11 protein-coding genes are annotated in these 18,403 nt (G+C 58.7%); 5 read left to right on the forward strand and 6 right to left on the reverse strand.

Annotated features, from left to right (window positions below):
- From J1C59_RS19320 to J1C59_RS19330, 3 genes are all read left to right on the forward strand, one after another.
- Complete coding sequence (locus J1C59_RS19320) at window positions 1-930, forward strand: RepB family plasmid replication initiator protein (protein WP_128087007.1); 930 nt, start codon at window positions 1-3, stop codon at window positions 928-930.
- A gap of 1,537 nt (window positions 931-2,467) precedes the next feature.
- A complete protein-coding gene (locus J1C59_RS19325) occupies window positions 2,468-3,667 on the forward strand; it encodes an AAA family ATPase (protein ID WP_128087006.1) in 1,200 nt (399 codons plus the stop codon).
- A 7-nt stretch (window positions 3,668-3,674) separates the two neighbouring features.
- Window positions 3,675-4,646 carry a ParB family protein gene (locus tag J1C59_RS19330; protein WP_128087005.1) on the forward strand — a complete coding sequence of 324 codons (972 nt, stop codon included), beginning with the start codon at window positions 3,675-3,677 and terminating at the stop codon, window positions 4,644-4,646.
- 1,061 nt (window positions 4,647-5,707) lie between these two features.
- Here J1C59_RS19330 and J1C59_RS19335 read toward each other — a convergent pair.
- Genes J1C59_RS19335 through J1C59_RS19350 form a run of 4 tightly spaced genes read right to left on the reverse strand, consistent with a single transcriptional unit; the run spans window position 5,708 to window position 9,677 of the window.
- Complete coding sequence (locus J1C59_RS19335) at window positions 5,708-6,718, reverse strand: transketolase family protein (protein ID WP_128087004.1); 1,011 nt, start codon at window positions 6,716-6,718, stop codon at window positions 5,708-5,710.
- Between the two features lies 1 nt (window position 6,719).
- Entirely contained in the window at window positions 6,720-7,562 is an 843-nt protein-coding gene (locus tag J1C59_RS19340) for a transketolase (RefSeq protein WP_140916928.1), read from the reverse strand.
- 12 nt (window positions 7,563-7,574) lie between these two features.
- Window positions 7,575-8,873, reverse strand: a complete 1,299-nt coding sequence (locus J1C59_RS19345; protein WP_128087003.1) for an MFS transporter — start codon at window positions 8,871-8,873, stop codon at window positions 7,575-7,577.
- A 54-nt stretch (window positions 8,874-8,927) separates the two neighbouring features.
- Window positions 8,928-9,677 (reverse strand): SDR family NAD(P)-dependent oxidoreductase, encoded by a 750-nt coding sequence (locus tag J1C59_RS19350; RefSeq protein WP_128087002.1) that lies wholly within the window; start codon window positions 9,675-9,677, stop codon window positions 8,928-8,930.
- Window positions 9,678-9,874: 197 nt separating this feature from the next.
- Here J1C59_RS19350 and J1C59_RS19355 point away from each other — a divergent pair, with 197 nt between their 5' ends.
- Together J1C59_RS19355 and J1C59_RS19360 are read left to right on the forward strand one after the other, a co-directional pair.
- Window positions 9,875-10,777, forward strand: coding sequence for a LysR substrate-binding domain-containing protein (locus tag J1C59_RS19355; RefSeq protein WP_128087001.1), 903 nt, complete (start codon window positions 9,875-9,877; stop codon window positions 10,775-10,777).
- Window positions 10,778-10,970: 193 nt separating this feature from the next.
- Window positions 10,971-12,422 (forward strand): sugar porter family MFS transporter, encoded by a 1,452-nt coding sequence (locus J1C59_RS19360; protein WP_128087000.1) that lies wholly within the window; start codon window positions 10,971-10,973, stop codon window positions 12,420-12,422.
- A 340-nt stretch (window positions 12,423-12,762) separates the two neighbouring features.
- Here J1C59_RS19360 and J1C59_RS19365 read toward each other — a convergent pair whose 3' ends face one another.
- Both J1C59_RS19365 and J1C59_RS19370 read right to left on the reverse strand, forming a co-directional pair.
- Window positions 12,763-13,617 (reverse strand): oxidoreductase, encoded by an 855-nt coding sequence (locus J1C59_RS19365; protein WP_128086999.1) that lies wholly within the window; start codon window positions 13,615-13,617, stop codon window positions 12,763-12,765.
- A 187-nt stretch (window positions 13,618-13,804) separates the two neighbouring features.
- Window positions 13,805-18,334, reverse strand: coding sequence for an ATP-dependent helicase (locus tag J1C59_RS19370; protein ID WP_422615494.1), 4,530 nt, complete (start codon window positions 18,332-18,334; stop codon window positions 13,805-13,807).
- Between the last annotated feature and the right edge of the window lie 69 nt (window positions 18,335-18,403).

Consider the following 18,403-nt stretch of genomic DNA (forward strand, 5'->3'; position numbering starts at 1 on the left):
ATGGCAGATAAAGACAACGAAAACAAAGCGTTACTAGAACCTTTTCTGTCAGTGACCAAAAACAGTGGTGAAGTTATCCAGCTTCATCCTAACAAGAATAATACCGTTCAGCCGGTGGCCTTAATGCGTCTGGGACTGTTCGTGCCAACGCTGAAATCGACGGCACGCGGTAAATCCGGTGCGATGGCCTCGACGGATGCCACCAAAGAGCTGAAGAACCTGACGCTGGTAAAAGCCGAGGGCTACGAAAAGATTACCATCACCGGCGCGCGGCTGGATATGGATAACGATTTCAAAACCTGGGCGGGCATCATTCAGTCTTTCTCGCGCTATCCCACCAAAGGCGACACGGTGACGCTGCCGTTTATCGACTTTGTGAAGATGTGTGGTATTCCCTCTGCTAACTCTTCCGCAGCGCTGCGTAAGCGTCTGGATGCCTCTCTGCGCCGGATTGCGACCAATACCCTCTCCTTTGAAGGCAATGGCAAGGCGTATCATACCCACCTCGTGCAGTCTGCTTATTACGATCGTGAAAAAGATATCGTGCGTATTCAGGCCGATCCCAAGCTGTTTGAGCTCTACAATTTCGATCACAAGGTGCTGCTTCAGCTTCGCGCGATATCCCGTCTTAAGCGCAAAGAGTCTGCACAGGCGCTCTACACCTTCCTGGAGAGCCTGCCGACCAACCCTGCACCCATCTCGCTGGCCCGTCTGCGGATGCGCCTGAATCTCGGCTCCAAGACCACGACGCAGAACCATGTGGTGCGCCGCGCCATGGAGCAGCTTAAAGAGATTGGCTATCTGGATTACTCGGAAGTAAAGCGCGGGCGTTCTGTCTTCTTCATCATCCACAGCCGGACGCCTAAGCTCGATGGCATCGGGAATCTGGAAAGCATTGAGTCGCTGGATGACATTGAGTTTGATGACTGACTCCGCACATTCACTGTAATCAGTCAGACCCGTGGCAGTGTCACGTTCGCTACCACCGCTGCAGTGGGATCGGCGTCTTATCATTCACTGTAATCAGCTACATTCACTGTAATCAGCACCGTTCACTGTAATCAGTACGCAACGGCTCACGGGCAGTCCAGCCTTCAATCCCCTTTTCTTTGCCTGCGGTGGCATAAGCCTTTAAAGGTAAGTGTGTGCTTACATACATTCTCTGTCTGGCAGGTGACAACGCCACTGCTGATTACAGTGAATGCCCGCACGCTCGCTGAGAGCGAGGGCTTACTGATTACAGTGAACGTTACTGAATACAGTGAAGGGTGGCGGCCCGCCCTGCCGTTCAGGCTGGCAACACAGGCTCAGCCTGCATAAAGGCCTGCTCATTATGATCTGCGGCGTGACACTGTTACTGATTACAGTGAATCATCGCGGACAGATCACCTCCCTTAACTCGTCCTGTGCAGGCTTACTGATTACAGTGAACGTCAGCTGCTGGTGTGATTCTGTGTGCCCGACAGATGCCTGACCGGGAACCGCTGCTGATTGCAGTGAATGCTTACTGATTACAGTGAATGCTGGCGAGCGGAGGAGTGAACGCGTCGTCCTGTTTACTGATTACAGTGAATACCAGATCTAAAGCCCGCAGCGTAAAGCCTGTTTACCGCCATACAGCCAGAACAGCGTCTCGTTTAGCCCTTCCCGTTCATTCTGGTTGGTTAATGGCAGCATCTGCACGCACCCCTTCGTGCCATCAGGCTGCGCGGTTATCACCTTATGCTCGCAGCGACGCTCGCCGACCTCTTCAGCCACCTGCCTCACTGCTGATTACAGTGAATGTTTGCGGGCTGGCTCTGTTTTTCTTCTGACTATAGTCAACGTTTCGCTGCTTGGCGGTTACTGATTACAGTGAATATAGGGTGGTGGATTGTTTTGTGATAAAGGTCACAGTTAATTTTGAATAATTTCTGTTCTTCACCGCCGGTTTTTTGATCATCCAGAGGATATTGCGCAACGCTTTACTGATTACAGTGAACGTCGGGCAGACACATCGCTGCCGGGCATGACGGAAGCAGTGCTGATTACAGTGAACGTCAGGCAGACGATCCCAGGCAGCGGACTACTGATTACAGTGAATGTCTGAAGCGATACGTCCGCCCTCTTCCGCAGACAGGCAGGGCAAACAGGGTGACCCGCCCTTTCAGGGCGTCAGGCGACGATTACTGATTACAGTGAACGTTTACTGCTTTCTGAACGCTTTTTACTCATCTGCCCGTCCGGTGCCTCCTGCATCCGTCAATAAGCCTTCCATAACTGATTACAGTGAACGTTCTGCTGATTACAGTGAATCTTTTCAGGCCGGAAGCGCGGTCATTCTGGCAGGACAGTTACAATAATGTGATGTAGCTCACCAGAACCCGTGCAGTTGCATACAATCGCAGATTACGTTGAGAAGATAATTTATTGCCTCATGTGCAGGATTTATGTATAAAGTCGTAAATCCTACATGTTTGGAGCAACGATGGCTAACGATGACAAGCAGGTGATGAAGGTTGCGCAGCGTTCAGAACGCATGCTGCTGAGCCTCACCGAACAAATCCAGGCGCAGAAGCAGGAGTTGCACGAAAACACCTATTATCAGGTCTATGCCAAAGCGGCACTGGCGAAGTTGCCAAAACTGACCCGGGCCAGTGTGGATTATGCTGTCAACGAGATGGAAGAGAGCGGTTATCAGTTCGATAAACGTGCGGCGGGTTCTTCCGTTAAATATGCCATGTCGATTCAGAACATTATCGATATCTACCATCATCGTGGCGTGCCGAAGTACCGGGATCGTCACGATGAGGCCTACACCCTGTTTGTTGGCAACCTGAAGGGCGGGGTCTCTAAAACGGTCTCCACCGTTTCTCTGGCGCATGCGCTGCGCGCCCACCCTCACCTCTTATATGAAGATCTGCGGATTCTGGTCATCGACCTCGATCCACAATCCTCTGCAACGATGTTTCTGAATCATGAGCGCTCCGTCGGGCTGGTGGAAGCGACCGCCGCGCAGGCGATGCTGCAGAACGTGTCGCGTGATGAGCTGATCAGCGAATTTATTGTGCCGTCGATCATTCCGGGAGTCGATGTGCTGCCGGCGTCGATCGATGACGCCTTTATCGCCTCACGCTGGGACGAGCTGTGCGCGGAACACCTGCCCGAACAAAATGTGCATGCCGTGCTGTATGACAACGTCATTGCCAAACTGAAGAAAGATTATGACTTTATCTTTATCGACAGCGGGCCGCACCTGGATGCGTTTCTGAAAAATGCGATTGCGGCATCCGATCTGCTGATGACGCCTGTTCCTCCCGCTCAGGTTGATTTCCACTCGACGCTGAAATACCTGACGCGCCTGCCGGAGCTGATTGCGATTATTGAAGATTCCGGGGCAACCTGCCGTCTGCAGGGCAACATCGGCTTTATGTCCAAGCTTTCCAACAAAGCCGATCACAAACTTTGCCATAGTCTGGCAAAAGAGATTTTTGGGGGCGACATGCTCGATGCCGCCCTTCCCCGCCTCGATGGCTTCGAACGCTGCGGGGAATCATTTGATACGGTCATCTCCGCCAATCCGTCGACCTACGTCGGCAGCAGCGAAGCGCTGAAAAATGCGCGCTCAGCCGCTGAGGATTTTGCAAAAGCCGTGTTCGATCGTATCGAATTTATTCGCCTGAACTGAGGTTTGTATGAGCGCAAAGAGAATTACGATTGGCAGAACCTTCAGCCAGACTCCCCTGGAAAATGAGGCGCCTGACAGCCAGTATAATCAGACTTTCGTACTGGCCACGGGCAAGCGCGCCCTGTTTCGCTTTGAACGTATTGCCGCTGCTGAGGTTGAGAGTAAAACGTTTGTCACGATGGAAACCAACGGACGCGATCAGGCTGGCCTGACGCCCGATTCACTGCGTGACATCATCCGCACGATCAAGCTGCAGCAGTTCTTCCCGGCCATTGGCGTGATGCGTGACGAGCGTATCGAGATCCTCGACGGCTCACGCCGCCGTGCGGCCGCGCTGCACTGCAAAACCGGCCTTGACGTGCTGGTCACGGATGCCGCCATTACTGCGGATGAAGCGCGCAGGCTGGCGCAGGATATTCAGACGGCGCGTGAACATAATCTGCGTGAAGTGGGGATGCGCCTGCTGACGCTGAAAGATGGCGGCCTGTCGCAGAAAGAGATTGCTGAGAATCAGGGACTCTCCCAGGCGAAAGTTACCCGTGCCCTGCAGGCGGCCAGCGTGCCAGCCGACCTGATCACACTTTTTCCGAATCATGCCGAGCTGACTTATCCTGACTACAAGGCACTGTTACAGGCCACGGACAGGTTAAGCGAATCCGGACAAAGCATCGACACGTTAATCAATGCTATTTCGCGGGAAATTGATGTTGTCCGTGCCCGTGAAGGCCTGGCTGAGGATGAGCTGAAGAATCACATCCTGCGTCTGATCCGTCAGGGCAGCCAGACGCTGGTGAAGGAGCCGGAGAAAGATAAAACCCAGGCGACAACGCTCTGGTCGTTTGCGGACAAAGATCGCTTCGCCCGTAAAAAGGTGCGTGGCCGGATGTTCAGTTATGAGTTTAACCGTCAGTCGAAAGAGCTGCAGGAAGAGCTGGATAAAGTGATCGCAGAGACGCTGAAAAAGTATCTGAACCGGTAACGGTCCCTTCCAGAAGAAACCGGTGCGCTGGACCGGTTTTTTTTTGCCTGCTCATCACTGTTTCATCCGGGATGCAGCCAATTTCAGGCTGAAATCGCCACGCTTTATCACGGTAGTTCAAGGTTAATTAATTGATATTATTATTCTTTTTTAATTATTACCAGCCTGAAATCGCCAGGCTTTTGTGAAATTTCAGGTGAGGTCAGATTCTGCTCCGTACCTTTGCGCAATTAATCACAGCCCATGATGAGTCTGCGCTAAGAGATTGGCTGGCAGGCAGCTGTGTCCTGAGCACAGGCTGGCTCATCACGATATTGCAAGAGAAGAATTTCCGGCACTGATTCATTTGTGACCAACCTTATTCCCCCCAGTGCCCTGAACACCTGACTGCCCCCGGATGCACACGCATCCCCCGATCAACCCGTTTACAGCGGAACCCTCCGCCAGCCTAAATTCATCCTTAACCTTTTGTTTATATTGCATTTTACAGAGAAATTTCAGGCTGAAATCGCCAGAAAAGCTGGCGGAAAGGTCCAGCCTGTTATCGGTCAGCCTGAAAAAGAACGTCGAAAAAGGGAGTGTGACAGGTTGACAGCTAACACCTGATTCCGGCACGAAAAAAGATACCCAGAAAATATCCCTCAGTTATCCACAGAAAAAGTGGATAACTTTTTCTGTGCAGTAAAATTATTTTTTCATGGACAGTGAAAGACGTTCATGCTGACTGAACACAACAACGACTTCTGGGGTAAAACTCTCTTCAGTGTTGACCCGCGCCGCGCTCATTCAGCGGCTGTGCAGCGTCACGGGATTAGCCTGAATCTCACAGGATGGTTGAAGCGCCTGCCAGACGCCTGCGATGGTCAGATAAGCGTGCTGTTTACAGTGAATCGGCACCGGCCGGTGCTTCTGGATCCTGCATCCGCCCGTCTGCCCCGTTTTCAGGGATTGTGGCGTGGCAAACAGAGAGAAAGGCGTGGCCCACTGCAATCAGTAAAACTGACGATATTCTGTGAAGCAGCCAGGCGGAAAACCGGGCCGGTGGCCCGGTTAAGTTCCCTTCAGCCTTCCAGCCAGGCGGTGATCTGCTTCACCACCGCCTCGGTTGAGAGGCCATAGCGGTCATGCAGCGTGGGTAACGCGCCAGCAGCCAGGAAGGCATCCGGCAGCGCAATCTGTCTGAAGCGTGGCGTCACGCCCTGCCGCATTAACAGCCCTGCGATCGCTTCGCCCAGCCCGCCGGTGACTGAATGGTTCTCAGCAGTGATCACCAGCTGATTGTGGTGCAGCGCCTCCCCGGCTTCACGCAGGATCGTCTCTTCATCCAGCGGCTTGATCACGGGCGAATGTACGACGCCAACCTCAATGCCCCGGCTCTCCAGCACCTCAGCCGCCTCCAGGGCGCGCATGGTCATCAGGCCACTGCTGATGATGACGGCATGTTTACCGCTGCGCAGACGCTGAGCTTTTCCGTGCTGATAGCGGTACGCATACTTATCCAGCACCAGCGGCACCTTGCCGCGCAGCAGCCGCAGATACACCGGACCCCGATGGTCGGCAATAGCCGGAACGACCTGACTGATTTCAAGCGCATCGCAGGGATCGATGATGGTCAGGTTAGGCATTCCCCTGAAGATGGCGAGATCGTCGGTAGCCTGATGACTCGGCCCATAGCCGGTCGTCAGGCCGGGCAGCGCGCAGGCAATCCTGACATTCAGGTTCTCTTCGGCGATCGCCATGCAGATAAAGTCATAGGCGCGACGGGACGCAAATACGGCATAGGTGGTGACAAAGGGCATGAATCCTTCACGCGCCATGCCCGCCGCGGCGCTCATCAGTAACTGCTCCGCCATGCCCATCTGATAAAAGCGCGCAGGAAAGGCATCTGCAAACAGATGCAAATCGGTGTATTTGCTCAGATCCGCCGTCAGGCCGACTATATCAGGACGCTGCTGCGCCAGCGAAACCAGAGCATGACCAAAGGGGGCAGACACCGTCGGCTGGCCTTCTGCGGCGATAGACGCAATCATGGCCGAGGTGGTCAGCCGTTTTTTCTGTGGTTGTAGGTTCATCTCAGACTCCCTGTTCCAGTGCGGTCAGTGCTTTGTCCCACTCATCGGCGTCGACGCGGATAAAGTGGGTCTTTTCACGGCTTTCCAGAAACGGTACGCCCTTGCCCATCCGGGTGTCGCAGATAATGACGCGCGGCTGCGGCCCCACCCGGTTACGTGCGGCGTCAAACGCGGCCTGCAGTGCAGGAATATCGTTGCCGTCGACCCGCTGAACAAACCAGCCAAACGCCTGCCAGCGCTCCACGATCGGCTCAAAAGCCAGAATCTCACTGCTGTGGCCGTCAGCCTGCTGATTATTGACATCGACGATGGCGATCAGGTTATCGAGCTGCCAGTGTGACGCGGACATCACGGCTTCCCAGGTTGAACCTTCATTCAGTTCGCCATCTGAAAGCAGGTTATAGACCCGGGCCGTTGAGCCTTTCTGCTTCAGCCCCAGACAGGCGCCTACGGCAATGCCCAGCCCGTGGCCCAGCGAGCCGCCGGTGATCTCCATACCGGGGGTGTAAGCCGCCATGCCCGACATCGGCAACCGGCTCTCATCGGTGCCGTAGGTTTCCCGCTCCTCTTCGGGAATGACGCCTGCTTCCAGCAGAGCGGCATAGAGCGCGATTGCGTAGTGGCCGATCGAGAGATAAAAGCGGTCACGCCCTTCCCATTCAGGTTCACCGGGCCGGTAGTTCAGGGCATGAAAATAGCTGACCGCGAGGAGGTCGGCTGCGCCTAATGCCTGCCCGATATAGCCCTGGCCCTGCACCTGCCCCATCAGTAAGGCATGGCGACGGATGCGTGTGGCGCGTTGCTGTAAGGAGAGCGTGTCGGCTCTGTATTGAGGGTCTGTCATGTGGCCTCCTGATTAACGATTAACATCCGCCGCCCGGATGCGCAGCACGCAGAGCGCACCACCCAGCAGGACTGCAGCAATAAAGTACATGCCGGATGAGGGGGTGCCGGTTGCCGTGGTGATGGCACCGATCAGCCACGGCGAGAAAAAGCCGGCGAGATTGGCAAAGCAGTTCACCGCGGCGATGCCCGCGGCCGCAGAGACGCCGCCCAGCAGATTGGTCGGCAGCATCCAGAACAGTGATGAGGCGGAAAGGATGCCTGCCGCAGCGAGACAGAGGCAGAGCAGGGAGAAAGCGGTGCTGTGACTCAGCAGCGTCGCCAGCGTCAGACCCGTCAGACCGGCCACCATCGGCACGATGAGATGCCAGCGGCGTTCACGGCAGCGGTCACCGCTGCGTCCGGCGAGCAGCATCACGACGATGGCACAGAGGTAGGGCAGACTGGTCAGCAGACCGATATGCAGCGGCTCGCTCACGCCTGAGTTTCTCACCAGCGTCGGCAGCCAGAACGTCAGGGCATACTGACCCATCACGACACAGAAGTAGATCAGCGCCAGCAGCCACAGACGACGGTCGGCGACAAATGCCCGCAACGTGCCGTGGCAGGCCTTCTGCTGATTATCCTCATCCAGGTCGGCACGCACCCGGCGCTTCTCGTCGTCGTCCAGCCACTCCGCCTGCTCGACCCGATCCCTGAGCACCAGCAGCACCACACAGCCCATCACGATGGTCGGTATGGCTTCCAGCAAAAACATCCACTGCCAGCCCGCCCAGCCGTGGAAGCCGGCAAAGGTGGCCATGATCCAGCCGGAAAGAGGGCCGCCCAGCATCCCGGAAAGCGGAATGGCCACAAACCAGAGCACCGTCATACGTGCGCGACGGTGCGCGGGAAACCAGTAGGTGAGGTAGAGCAGCAGGCCGGGCGCCAGACCAGCTTCCGCCACGCCCAGCAGAAAACGCAGCAGGTAGAACTGCCAGGCGGTCTCCACAAAGGCGAAGAGCGCCGAGATGAGGCCCCAGCTAATCATGATGCGGGCAATCCAGCGGCGCGCGCCGACCCGGTGCAGGATCAGGTTGCTGGGTACCTCAAAGAAGAAGTAGCCGATAAAAAAGATGCCAGCACCCAGCCCGTAAACCGTTTCGCTCAGCGACAGATCGTCCATCATCTGCAGCTTCGCAAAACCCACATTGACGCGGTCAAGATAAGCACAGAGATAACAGAGCATCAGCCAGGGCATCAGCCGCCAGGCAATTTTGCGATAGGTGATATCGCGCGCAGCCGCGGCTGCGCTCAGATTAAGCGTGGTCATGATGTTCACTCCCGAAGGGCGCCCGCCGGACGGGCGGGCAGGGAAGGGCGTTGCTTAGTGGATCAGCATGCCGCCATTTACATCCAGCGTGATGCCGGTGAGATAGCCGGAGAGATCGCTGGCAAGAAACAGCGCCGCGCTGGCGACGTCGCTGGCCGTGCCCAGGCGGCCGAGCGGTATACCGTCGATGATGGCGTGACGACGCTCATCCTGAAGCAATCCGCCCGTAATGTCCGTCTGGATGAGACCGGGCGTCAGGGCGTTGATGCGGATCTGGTCCGGACCAAACTCGCGCGCCATCGCTTTAGTCAGGCCGAGTACGCCCGCTTTCGCTGCGCTGTAGTGCGGGCCACCGAAAATTCCGCCGCCGCGCTGAGCCGATACCGACGAGAGACAGATGATGCTGCCGCTTTGCTGCTGCTGCATGGTCGGGATCACCGCCTGGGACATCAGCAGCGTGCCGCGCAGATTGACGTCGAGGATCCGGTTGTAGTCGCTGAGGCCAATCTCCAGCGTCTTCACCGGCTGCGTGATGCCCGCGTTGTTGACCAGTACATCAATGCGCCCGTAATGCGCAAGGATCTGGTCGACGGCCCGGCGGATGGAGAGGGGATCGGTTACATCGGCCGCCAGGCCGAGATGTCCTTCGCCGCACGACAGGGCGCTGGCCTGCGCGGCCTCAGGATCTAAATCGAGCACCACGACGCGCGCGCCATGCTGAGCAAAACAGGCCGCCGTTGCCCGGCCAATACCGCGCTGAGAGGCGGCGCCGGTAATAATCGCAACTTTATTTTCAAGTAACATGGTCCACTCCAGAAGAATAATTATCAGTGGTTCGGTATCGCTACCGGCAGGGTCACGATCAGAATTGATAACGCGGCGAAAATTGGCAATGCAAAAAAATTCATTTGATGCTGAATGAATTTGTTGGTTTGATGCAGTTAACAGTTCTGCAACAGAGAAACGGGCACCTGTCACAAAATCGCGGCGCGGAGAGGCGGATGGAAAAGCAGTCTGATCACTTACCTTCAATTAAAGCGCTGCGGGTGTTTGAGCAGGTCGCCCATTTCGGTAATGTGGCGCGCGCGGCGGAGACACTCAGTATTACCCCTTCGGCGGCCAGCCATCAGCTGGCTAAACTGGAGCGGGAACTGGGCTGTATTCTGTTCAATCGCTCTGCCAGAGGGGTCACGCTGACGCTCTCGGGTGAGCATTATCTGCGGGAGATCGGTCCGATCCTGCTGGGGCTGGCGCAGGCGACGGCACGCATCAGTAATGAGAACGTCCGCAGCAATCTGCGGATACACTGCGCGCCCAGCTTCGGGCTGCTCTGGCTGTTGCCACGCATCCATAAGTTCCGGGAGAGCTATCCGGAGTTTCAGCTTACCCTCTCCTGTTCGTATGAAAATCTCTCCTTCAGCCGGGATAATATCGATCTGGCGATACGGCACGGCTTCCCGGACTGGAAGGCGTTTGAAATCAGAACAATCCGCCACGAGCGCATGTCGGTTCTGGCGTCACCGGCCTATCTGGCACAGCATCCGGTTCAGCAGGCGGCCGATCTGCGTCATCATGCGCTGATCTTATCGGAGTCGCCGCTGATACAGTGGCCGCAGTGGTTTGCTTCCCGGCAGCTGCCTCAACCGGATAAAGAGTGGCTGTTTCGCTTTGATCGCTCCTATATGAGCCTTGAAGCGGCCATGCTGGGCCACGGGCTGATTTTTGAGAGTGAACTGCTGGCGGAAGCGTATCTGCGCAGCGGGAAACTTGTCAGGGTATTCTCTGAACAGGAGAGCCTGCCCGTCAGCGCGCATCATCTGGTCTTTCCGCGCGGATTTGCCCGGTTTCCCCGCGTGGCTCATTTTCTTAACTGGATCCAGGATGAGCTGGAAGGGATGCCCTGAAATAACTTTCTTTCAGTCACTGTTTCGCCGGTTTATTTCTTCTTTTCCCTCTCCCGCTTATTAACTGCGTATTGCCCATGCCAGTTTAAAAATAGCGTCTACACTTCCTTACCCAATCGGTAAATATGTTTCATTTCTATTCCGTATGAAATTTAACCATGCGGATGTTTAACTTATTAATGGCAGGAATATTATGAGTGCAAATACACCAGATTCTGGTGATGCAGGCGATCACGCGCCTGCGGATACGGTACGCCAGCGTATTTTTTTAGTGGTGCTGGTAGCGACGATGGGGGCGCTGGCCTTTGGTTATGACACCGGGATCATTTCGGGCGCACTGCCCTATATGAACTCACCGCCGGATCAGGGCGGGCTGGGACTGAACGCCTTTACGGAAGGACTTGTCGCCTCTTCGCTGGTGTTCGGCGCCGCCATTGGCTCCTTCCTGAGTGGGTTCTTCTCTGACCGTTTTGGCCGCCGTATTACGCTGCGCAGCCTGGCGGTGATCTTTGTGCTGGGTTCACTGGGTACGGCGCTGGCACCCTCGGTTAACGTGATGGTGGCGATGCGCTTCCTGCTGGGTATCGCGGTGGGCGGTGGCTCGTCAACCGTGCCGGTGTTTATCGCTGAAATTGCCGGGCCGCGATTGCGCGCGCCGCTGGTCAGTCGCAACGAACTGATGATCGTCACCGGCCAGCTGGTGGCGTATGTCGCCAGTACGCTGCTGAGCTATCTGCTGCACGATGAGCACCTGTGGCGTTACATGCTGGCGATTGCGATGGTGCCGGGCCTGCTGCTGTTTATCGGCACCTTCTTCGTACCGGCGTCGCCGCACTGGCTGGTGGCGGAAGGACGTCTGCGCGAGGCGAAAAAAATCCTGAAGTATCTGCGTGAAACGCCACGCGAAGTCCGTCATGAGATGGCACAGATGAAGAAGCAGGCCAGGGCAGCCGAGCGCGGCCCGGATGCGAAAACCCTGATCCGCGAGAAATGGGTGATTCGTCTGATGATCATTGGTGTCGGTCTTGGCTTTGTCGCGCAGTTTACCGGGGTCAACGGCTTCATGTACTACACGCCCATTATCCTGAAGTCCACCGGACTGGGCACCAGCGCCTCGATCGCCGCCACCATCGGCAACGGCGTGGTCTCCGTGATGGCGACCTTTGTCGGCATCTGGGCCATCAGCCGCTTCCCGCGCCGCACGATGCTGATTACCGGTCTGTGTCTGGTGATCACCGCGCAGATCCTGCTGGGCGGCGTGCTGACCTTTATGAGTTCCAGCCTGATGCAGAGCTATCTGGCTCTGGCCTGTATTCTGCTGTTCCTGTTCTGCATGCAGATGTGTATTTCACCGGTCTACTGGCTGATGATGTCGGAGCTGTTCCCGATGCAGCTGCGCGGTGTGCTGACCGGCGGGGCCGTTTCGCTGCAGTGGATATTCAACGCCGTGGTCGCCTTTGGTTTCCCCCCGGTTATGGCCTATGCGGGCAGCACGACCTTCTTTATCTTCGCCGCCATCAATGTCGGTTCACTGATCTTCGTGATGGCGATGGTCCCTGAAACGCGGGGCAAGAGTCTGGAAGAGATCGAGACGCACATGAAAGAGAAGTTTGGTGAAAAGCCGAAAGAGGCTGAAGCCGTCTGACCCATCACCGGATTCAGCCCGACGCTGAATCCGGTTTTTTTTATCCGCTTTCTGCGACGTGCCTGTCTTCCTTCTCGCCTCATGCAAACTGTCAGCGTTCACTGTAAAGGGCAGGTGAGTGCGGGTGCAACGCTGGCGATTTCAGCCTGAAATCGCCAGAACCGGGCAGTGAAATTCTGGCCGGTTATCGCCGCGAACGCCCGTGAGCCGGGCATATCATCCGCTACAGACTGATCGTCATCCGTTTTCTTTCGCCAAAAGCCTGCTGGCAGAAACAGGCCACTGTCTGTGGGTGACAGACGTGACGGCATCACATCCTGGTGACCTCGCCTGTTGAAGGTTACAGAGCATTCAGCGTCGCCATCACCTCATCCGACAACGCCAGATTGCCGCTGGCCAGGTTCTCCCGCAGATGTTCGGGTGAGGAGGTGCCGGGGATGAGCAGGATATTGGGTGAGCGGCGCAGCAGCCACGCCAGCGCGACCTGCATCGGTGTGGCATCCAGCGAGGCCGCTACGTCATTCAGCTGCGCCAGCTTCAGCGGCGCAAAGCCGCCCAGCGGGAAAAAGGGCACCCAGGCAATGCCCTGCTGCGCCAGACTGTCCACCAGCTCATCATCCTGGCGGTGTGCGAGGTTATACATATTCTGCACGCAGGCAATCGGCGTCATCGCCTGGGCTTCAGCGATCTGGGTGGCCGTGACGTTACTCAGTCCAATGTGCCGGATGAGTCCGCGATCCTTTAAGGCCAGCAGCGCTTCCAGCTGCGGGGCAAGCGAGCCCTCTTTGGGTCTGGCCGGATGCAGCATACTGCGCAGATTCACCACTTCAATCACGTCCAGCCCCAGGTGACGCAGATTATCTTCCACGGCCTGCGTCAGCGCCTCCGGCTCCATCGCCGCATGCCAGCCCCCTTTGGCATCCCGCCGGGCGCCCACTTTGGTTACAATGCACAGGTCCTGCGGATAGGGATAGAGGCTCTTTTTGATTAACAGGTTCGTTTCGTGCGGGCCATAAAAATCGCTGGTGTCGATATGATTGACGCCTGCTTCAATCGCGTCGCGCAGAACCTGCATGGCACGGGCTTCATCTTTCACCGGCCCGAACACGCCCGGCCCGGCGAGCTGCATTGCGCCAAAACCGATACGGTTAACGTCACGATCGCCTAACTGAAAAGTCATGGTGCTGTCTGACATGAGAACCTCCTGCGTGGGTGTAAATCAAGTGTAATAGTGATTCAGCAGGGCAACTATCTGGTGGCGTCAGGAGAACAAAATAAAGCGGCATTCTTTGAGGAAAGAGTGTGCGGAAGAGGGCGGCATTCAGCCTGCGGGCCGATCCAGGATGACCGCGCAGGCCTTCGCCGATGTGCTGAAACCTGCGCTAGCGGTACCAGCTGAACCCCTGCGGTACCCGGGAAAAACCGGCGTGGCGCAGCGCATTAAACAGGGGTGAGTGCGACACCGGTTCACCCGCCACCGTTTCCAGCGTAAAGCTCGCGGGTTTTTCACGTTTCAGCGACGCACCCAGCGCGGCAACCGCGGCTTCCAGCCGTGTGACATCGTCACTGAACGTCAGTAACTCTTTGCCACCCGGCGTCAGGTAGAGCATCAGGGCACCGTCCGCGATGACCACCCGCGCGCCCTGACGGCGGACAGGCCGGGTTGCGCTGGCGTGTGGCGGCCAGCTGAGCATCGCGCCAAACGGATTCGCCGGATCAGAGGCCGCCAGCACGACCGCCTCCGCCGCGGCCCCGGAGTCTTCTGCCAGCTGCCGCAGCCGCTCAATGGTCTGATGATCGGCAAACTGCGCGCCGCCTGCTCCGGCGACAAACCGGCCGCGCAGCAGCCGCCCGGCATCTTCCATGCCGCGCAATACCGGCTGCAGGGCCGGAAAGCCGCCGGGGATCTGTTCTGAAACCACACAGCCGCGCGTGATGACGCCATAGCGGTCCAGCAGGTTCTCCGCCAGCGACAGGGCCAGCCGGGCAGGCGCAACCGCCTGTCGCACTATCCGTGACCAGCGTCCGGGCAGTGGGCTGACCATTGGCCGCCGTGCGGGCAGTGCGCCTGGCGTAAAGCGGTGGCCAAAACGGGTGCGCAGCGTCCGCGCCGGACGTGAACGTGTCACGCCTGGCGCGCTGAGGCGGCTGCGCACGGCAACCCAGCTGTCGGCGGTGACGCAGCCCTGCCACACCCCTTGCCACAGCGCGTCATTGATATCCGCCATTTCCGGCGCACTCTCTTCCATCTTTGCCATCAGCTCATGGACAAACCATGCGCCTCCCTGGCTTAGTGCGTCGGAAAGGGCCGGCTGTAACGGCGGCAGAGCAGGCGAGGCATCCTGCACCGGCAGCGTTTCTGCCGCGAACTCAGCGAGGTGAAAAGAGATCAGCCCATCATTCTGGCCCAGCGCTTTATGTCCGCACCAGATCACCTCGCCACGGGCTAACAGCGCGTCGAGCATCGCGGGCTGATAGTCGGCGATACGGGCCGGCAGGATCTGCGATTCCCACAGCGAGGCCGGAAGCGGCACGCCAGCGAGCTGCTCAATTACCCGCAGCAGCCCGCTGGCACCCTGGTGTTCTTCCCGCTGCAGATCATGTAAACCGTGCCGCTCCAGCAGCAGGCGAACCCATGCGGAAGGGGGGACCGGGCGGGTTGCCTCGCGAGCTGATTGCAGTGAACGTAAGCGCAGGCGTCTGAAGTTCTCCGCTGTGACCCACTCTGTTTCTGCGGCCTCTGTGCCCGCGCCAATATTCATCAGGCTGCCCTGTGAATGCAGGGCGCGCAGCCGCTCGTCTGCCACGGCAGTGCCCAGCCCGAAGTGGGTGGCGAGCTGTCGGGTTGTGAACAGTGCATGCGTGCGGGCGTAGCGGCTGATCAGATCGCCCAAAGGATCGGCCACCGATGCCAGAAAGGTTGCAGGCAGATCATCAGGCAGCACGCAGGCCAGCGCATCGCGCAGGCGGCCTGCATCTTCGATCACCGCCCAGCGGGCTTCGCCGGCGAGAGTGACCGGAATGATCCGGCGGGCCGCTGCGAACTGCATGATGGCTGGCGAGATCGCGTCAGGGTTGCCGGAAAAGCGGGCCGCGATGCCTGCCGCAGAGAGCGGGCCGAGGTCGCGCAGCAGATCGATGATGCCTTCGGTATGTGAGGCCTGATAGCGGGGATCGCAGCGTTGCAGTTCCTGTTCCGCCCGCTTAATGGCACCCGCGTTGAGCAGATCGCGTTCCGGTGTCTGGCCAAGCAGCTCACCCAGCAGGCTGCTGTCGAGCGTCAGCAGGGAGGCCTGCCGTTCCGCCTGCGGAGCATCGCTGGCGTAGATAAACTCCAAGACGTAACCAAATAAGAGCGGCGCGGCGAAGGGGGAGGGCTGAGCGGTCGTCACCTCAACCACGCTGACGCGATCCTCCGCCACCTGATTCATCAGCGCATGCAGCGCAGGCAGGTCATAGACATCCTGCAGACATTCGCGGGCGGTTTCGATCAGGATGGGGAAATCATCATACTGCTGCGCGACGGCCAGCAGATGACCGGCACGCAGTCGCTGCTGCCAGAGCGGCGACCGTTTGCCCGGATTGCGCCTCGGCAGCAGCAGCGCCCGTGAGGCGCACTCCCGGAAACGGGCGGCAAACAGCGCCGACTGGCCGACGCTCTCCGTCACCAGCCGCGAGAGCGTATCCGCGTCAAAGAGAAACAGGTCAGCCGCGGGCAAATCGTCTTCGCTGGCGGGAAAGTGGGCGACGATGCCGTCATCGCTGGCGGCGATGGCGGCATCGACACCCCAGCGTTGCCGGATGCGGGCGCCGATCGCCAGCGCCCAGGGGGCATTGACCCGTTTTCCCCACGGCGAATGCAGGATCACCCGCCAGTCGCCAGTTTCGTCCCGGCAGCGTTCAATCAGCAACGTCTGGTCGTCCGGCACGACGCCGGTGGCAGCGCGCTGTTCGGCGACCAGCGCCAGCAGATTACTGACCGCCTGACGATTCAGCCCCAGCGTGCTGAGTCGGGCTGTGGCCACCTCTGCTGTGTCCCGGTTCAGCATACGCAGAAATCTGCCGAGGCGGGCGCCCGAGTCGGCGCTGCGGCCCACCCCTTCACCGCGCCAGAACGGCAGGCGGGCGGGACGGCCCGGAGCAGGCACCACCACCACCTGATCATGGGTGATCTGCTGGATGCGCCACGACGTCGCGCCCAGGGTTACGATATCGTTGATCCGTGACTCATAAACCATCTCCTCATCCAGCTCGCCCACGCGTCTGGAGCCTGCCTGCTCTTCGCCTTCCGGCAGGATGACGCTGAATGTGCCCCGATCGGGGATGGTCCCGCCGCTGGTCACGGCCAGCTTCTGCGCGCCGGGGCGTGCTGTCAGCAGACCACGCTCGCGGTCCCACACCAGCTGCGGCCTGAGCTGAGCAAACGCATCTGAGGGAAATTTTCCAGCCAGCATGTCGAGCGTCGCGTTAAATAACCGGCGGGGCAGCGTGCGAAACGGGTCGGCCTGGCGCACCCGTGCAAACCAGCTGTCGGCCTGCAGGCTGTCCATGGCAACGGCCGCCAGCGTCTGCTGCGCCAGAATATCGAGCGGATTACGCGGCGGGGTCAGCGCCTCCAGCTGGCCGGTCTGCATCAGTTCGAGCGTGACGGCCGCATCCAGCAGATCGCGCCGGGTGCGCGGAAACAGGATCCCGGTCGATACGCCACCGACCTGATGCCCGGCCCGTCCCACCCGCTGTAGCGCGCTGGCGACCGACAGCGGCGCGCCAACCTGAATCACCAGATCCACCGGACCCATATCGATGCCCAGCTCCAGGCTTGAGGTCGCCACCACGCAGCGCACGCTACCCTGTTTAAGCGCGGCTTCAATCTCGCTTCGCTGCTCTCTGGACACGGATCCATGATGCGAGCGCGCGATGAGGGTGTCGTCCGCCTCGCAATCGCTGTCACTGTCGTCAGACGGACCGCGCCCGGCAAGATAGCGTGCGTTCAGCCGCGCCGTCAGTTTTTCCGCCAGCCCTCGCGAATTGACAAAGACGAGCGTGGCGCGATGCGCCATAACCTGCTGCAGAATGCGCGCCTCAATATGTGGCCAGATCGAACCGCCAGTCGCGGCGGATTTTGCGACCGGATCTTCGCTATCGGCGATGTCGGTCATATCGTCGACCGGCACCTCGATTGTCAGGTGCAATGTACGACTGGCGGCGGGATTGACAACCTGAACAGGCTGACAGCCGCCCAGAAAGGCCGCGACCCGTTCGACGGGCTGTACCGTGGCGGAGAGCCCGATGCGCTGGGCGGGCTGGGGCAGCAGTGCATCCAGCCGCTCCAGGCTCAGCGCCAGCTGCGATCCCCGTTTTGATCCCGCCACCGCATGCACCTCATCAACGATCACCGTCGTTACACCCTGCAGCGTGGTGCGGGCTTTTGAGGTCAGCATCAGAAACAGCGACTCCGGGGTGGTGATGAGAATATCGGGCGGGCGACGCAGCAGCCGGGCGCGCTCTGCGCCGGAGGTATCTCCGGAACGCATGCCAACATTCAGGGTGATGGCGGGCGCGTTCAGTGCCTCACGGCGGGCGCTGACCCCGGCCAGCGGCAGCGTCAGGTTACGCTGCACGTCAGCCGCCAGCGCCTTCACAGGCGAAATATAGAGAATGCGGGTGGTGTTTTCACGCGCGGGTGCGGGATCGTCCGTTCTGGCTCTGAACAGGGTGTCGATGGCGGTAAGAAAGGCCGCCAGCGTTTTCCCGGAACCGGTAGGGGCGATCACCAGTGCATGATCGCCGCGGGCGATGGCCTCCCAGGCCGCCAGCTGCACCGGCGTTGGGGCGGCGAACGCGGCAGAGAACCACTGCCGCGTGGCGGCTGAAAAACGGGCTAAGATCGCCTCTGACTGGGATGCTGGCATCATACTCATGGCATTGTGCGTCCACTGCGCCTGAAATCAATCCGTTGAGTGTATGTGAAAATTCCGCTT

Origin of the sequence: Pantoea deleyi, from assembly GCF_022647325.1 — a bacterium.
GTDB lineage: Bacteria > Pseudomonadota > Gammaproteobacteria > Enterobacterales > Enterobacteriaceae > Pantoea > Pantoea deleyi.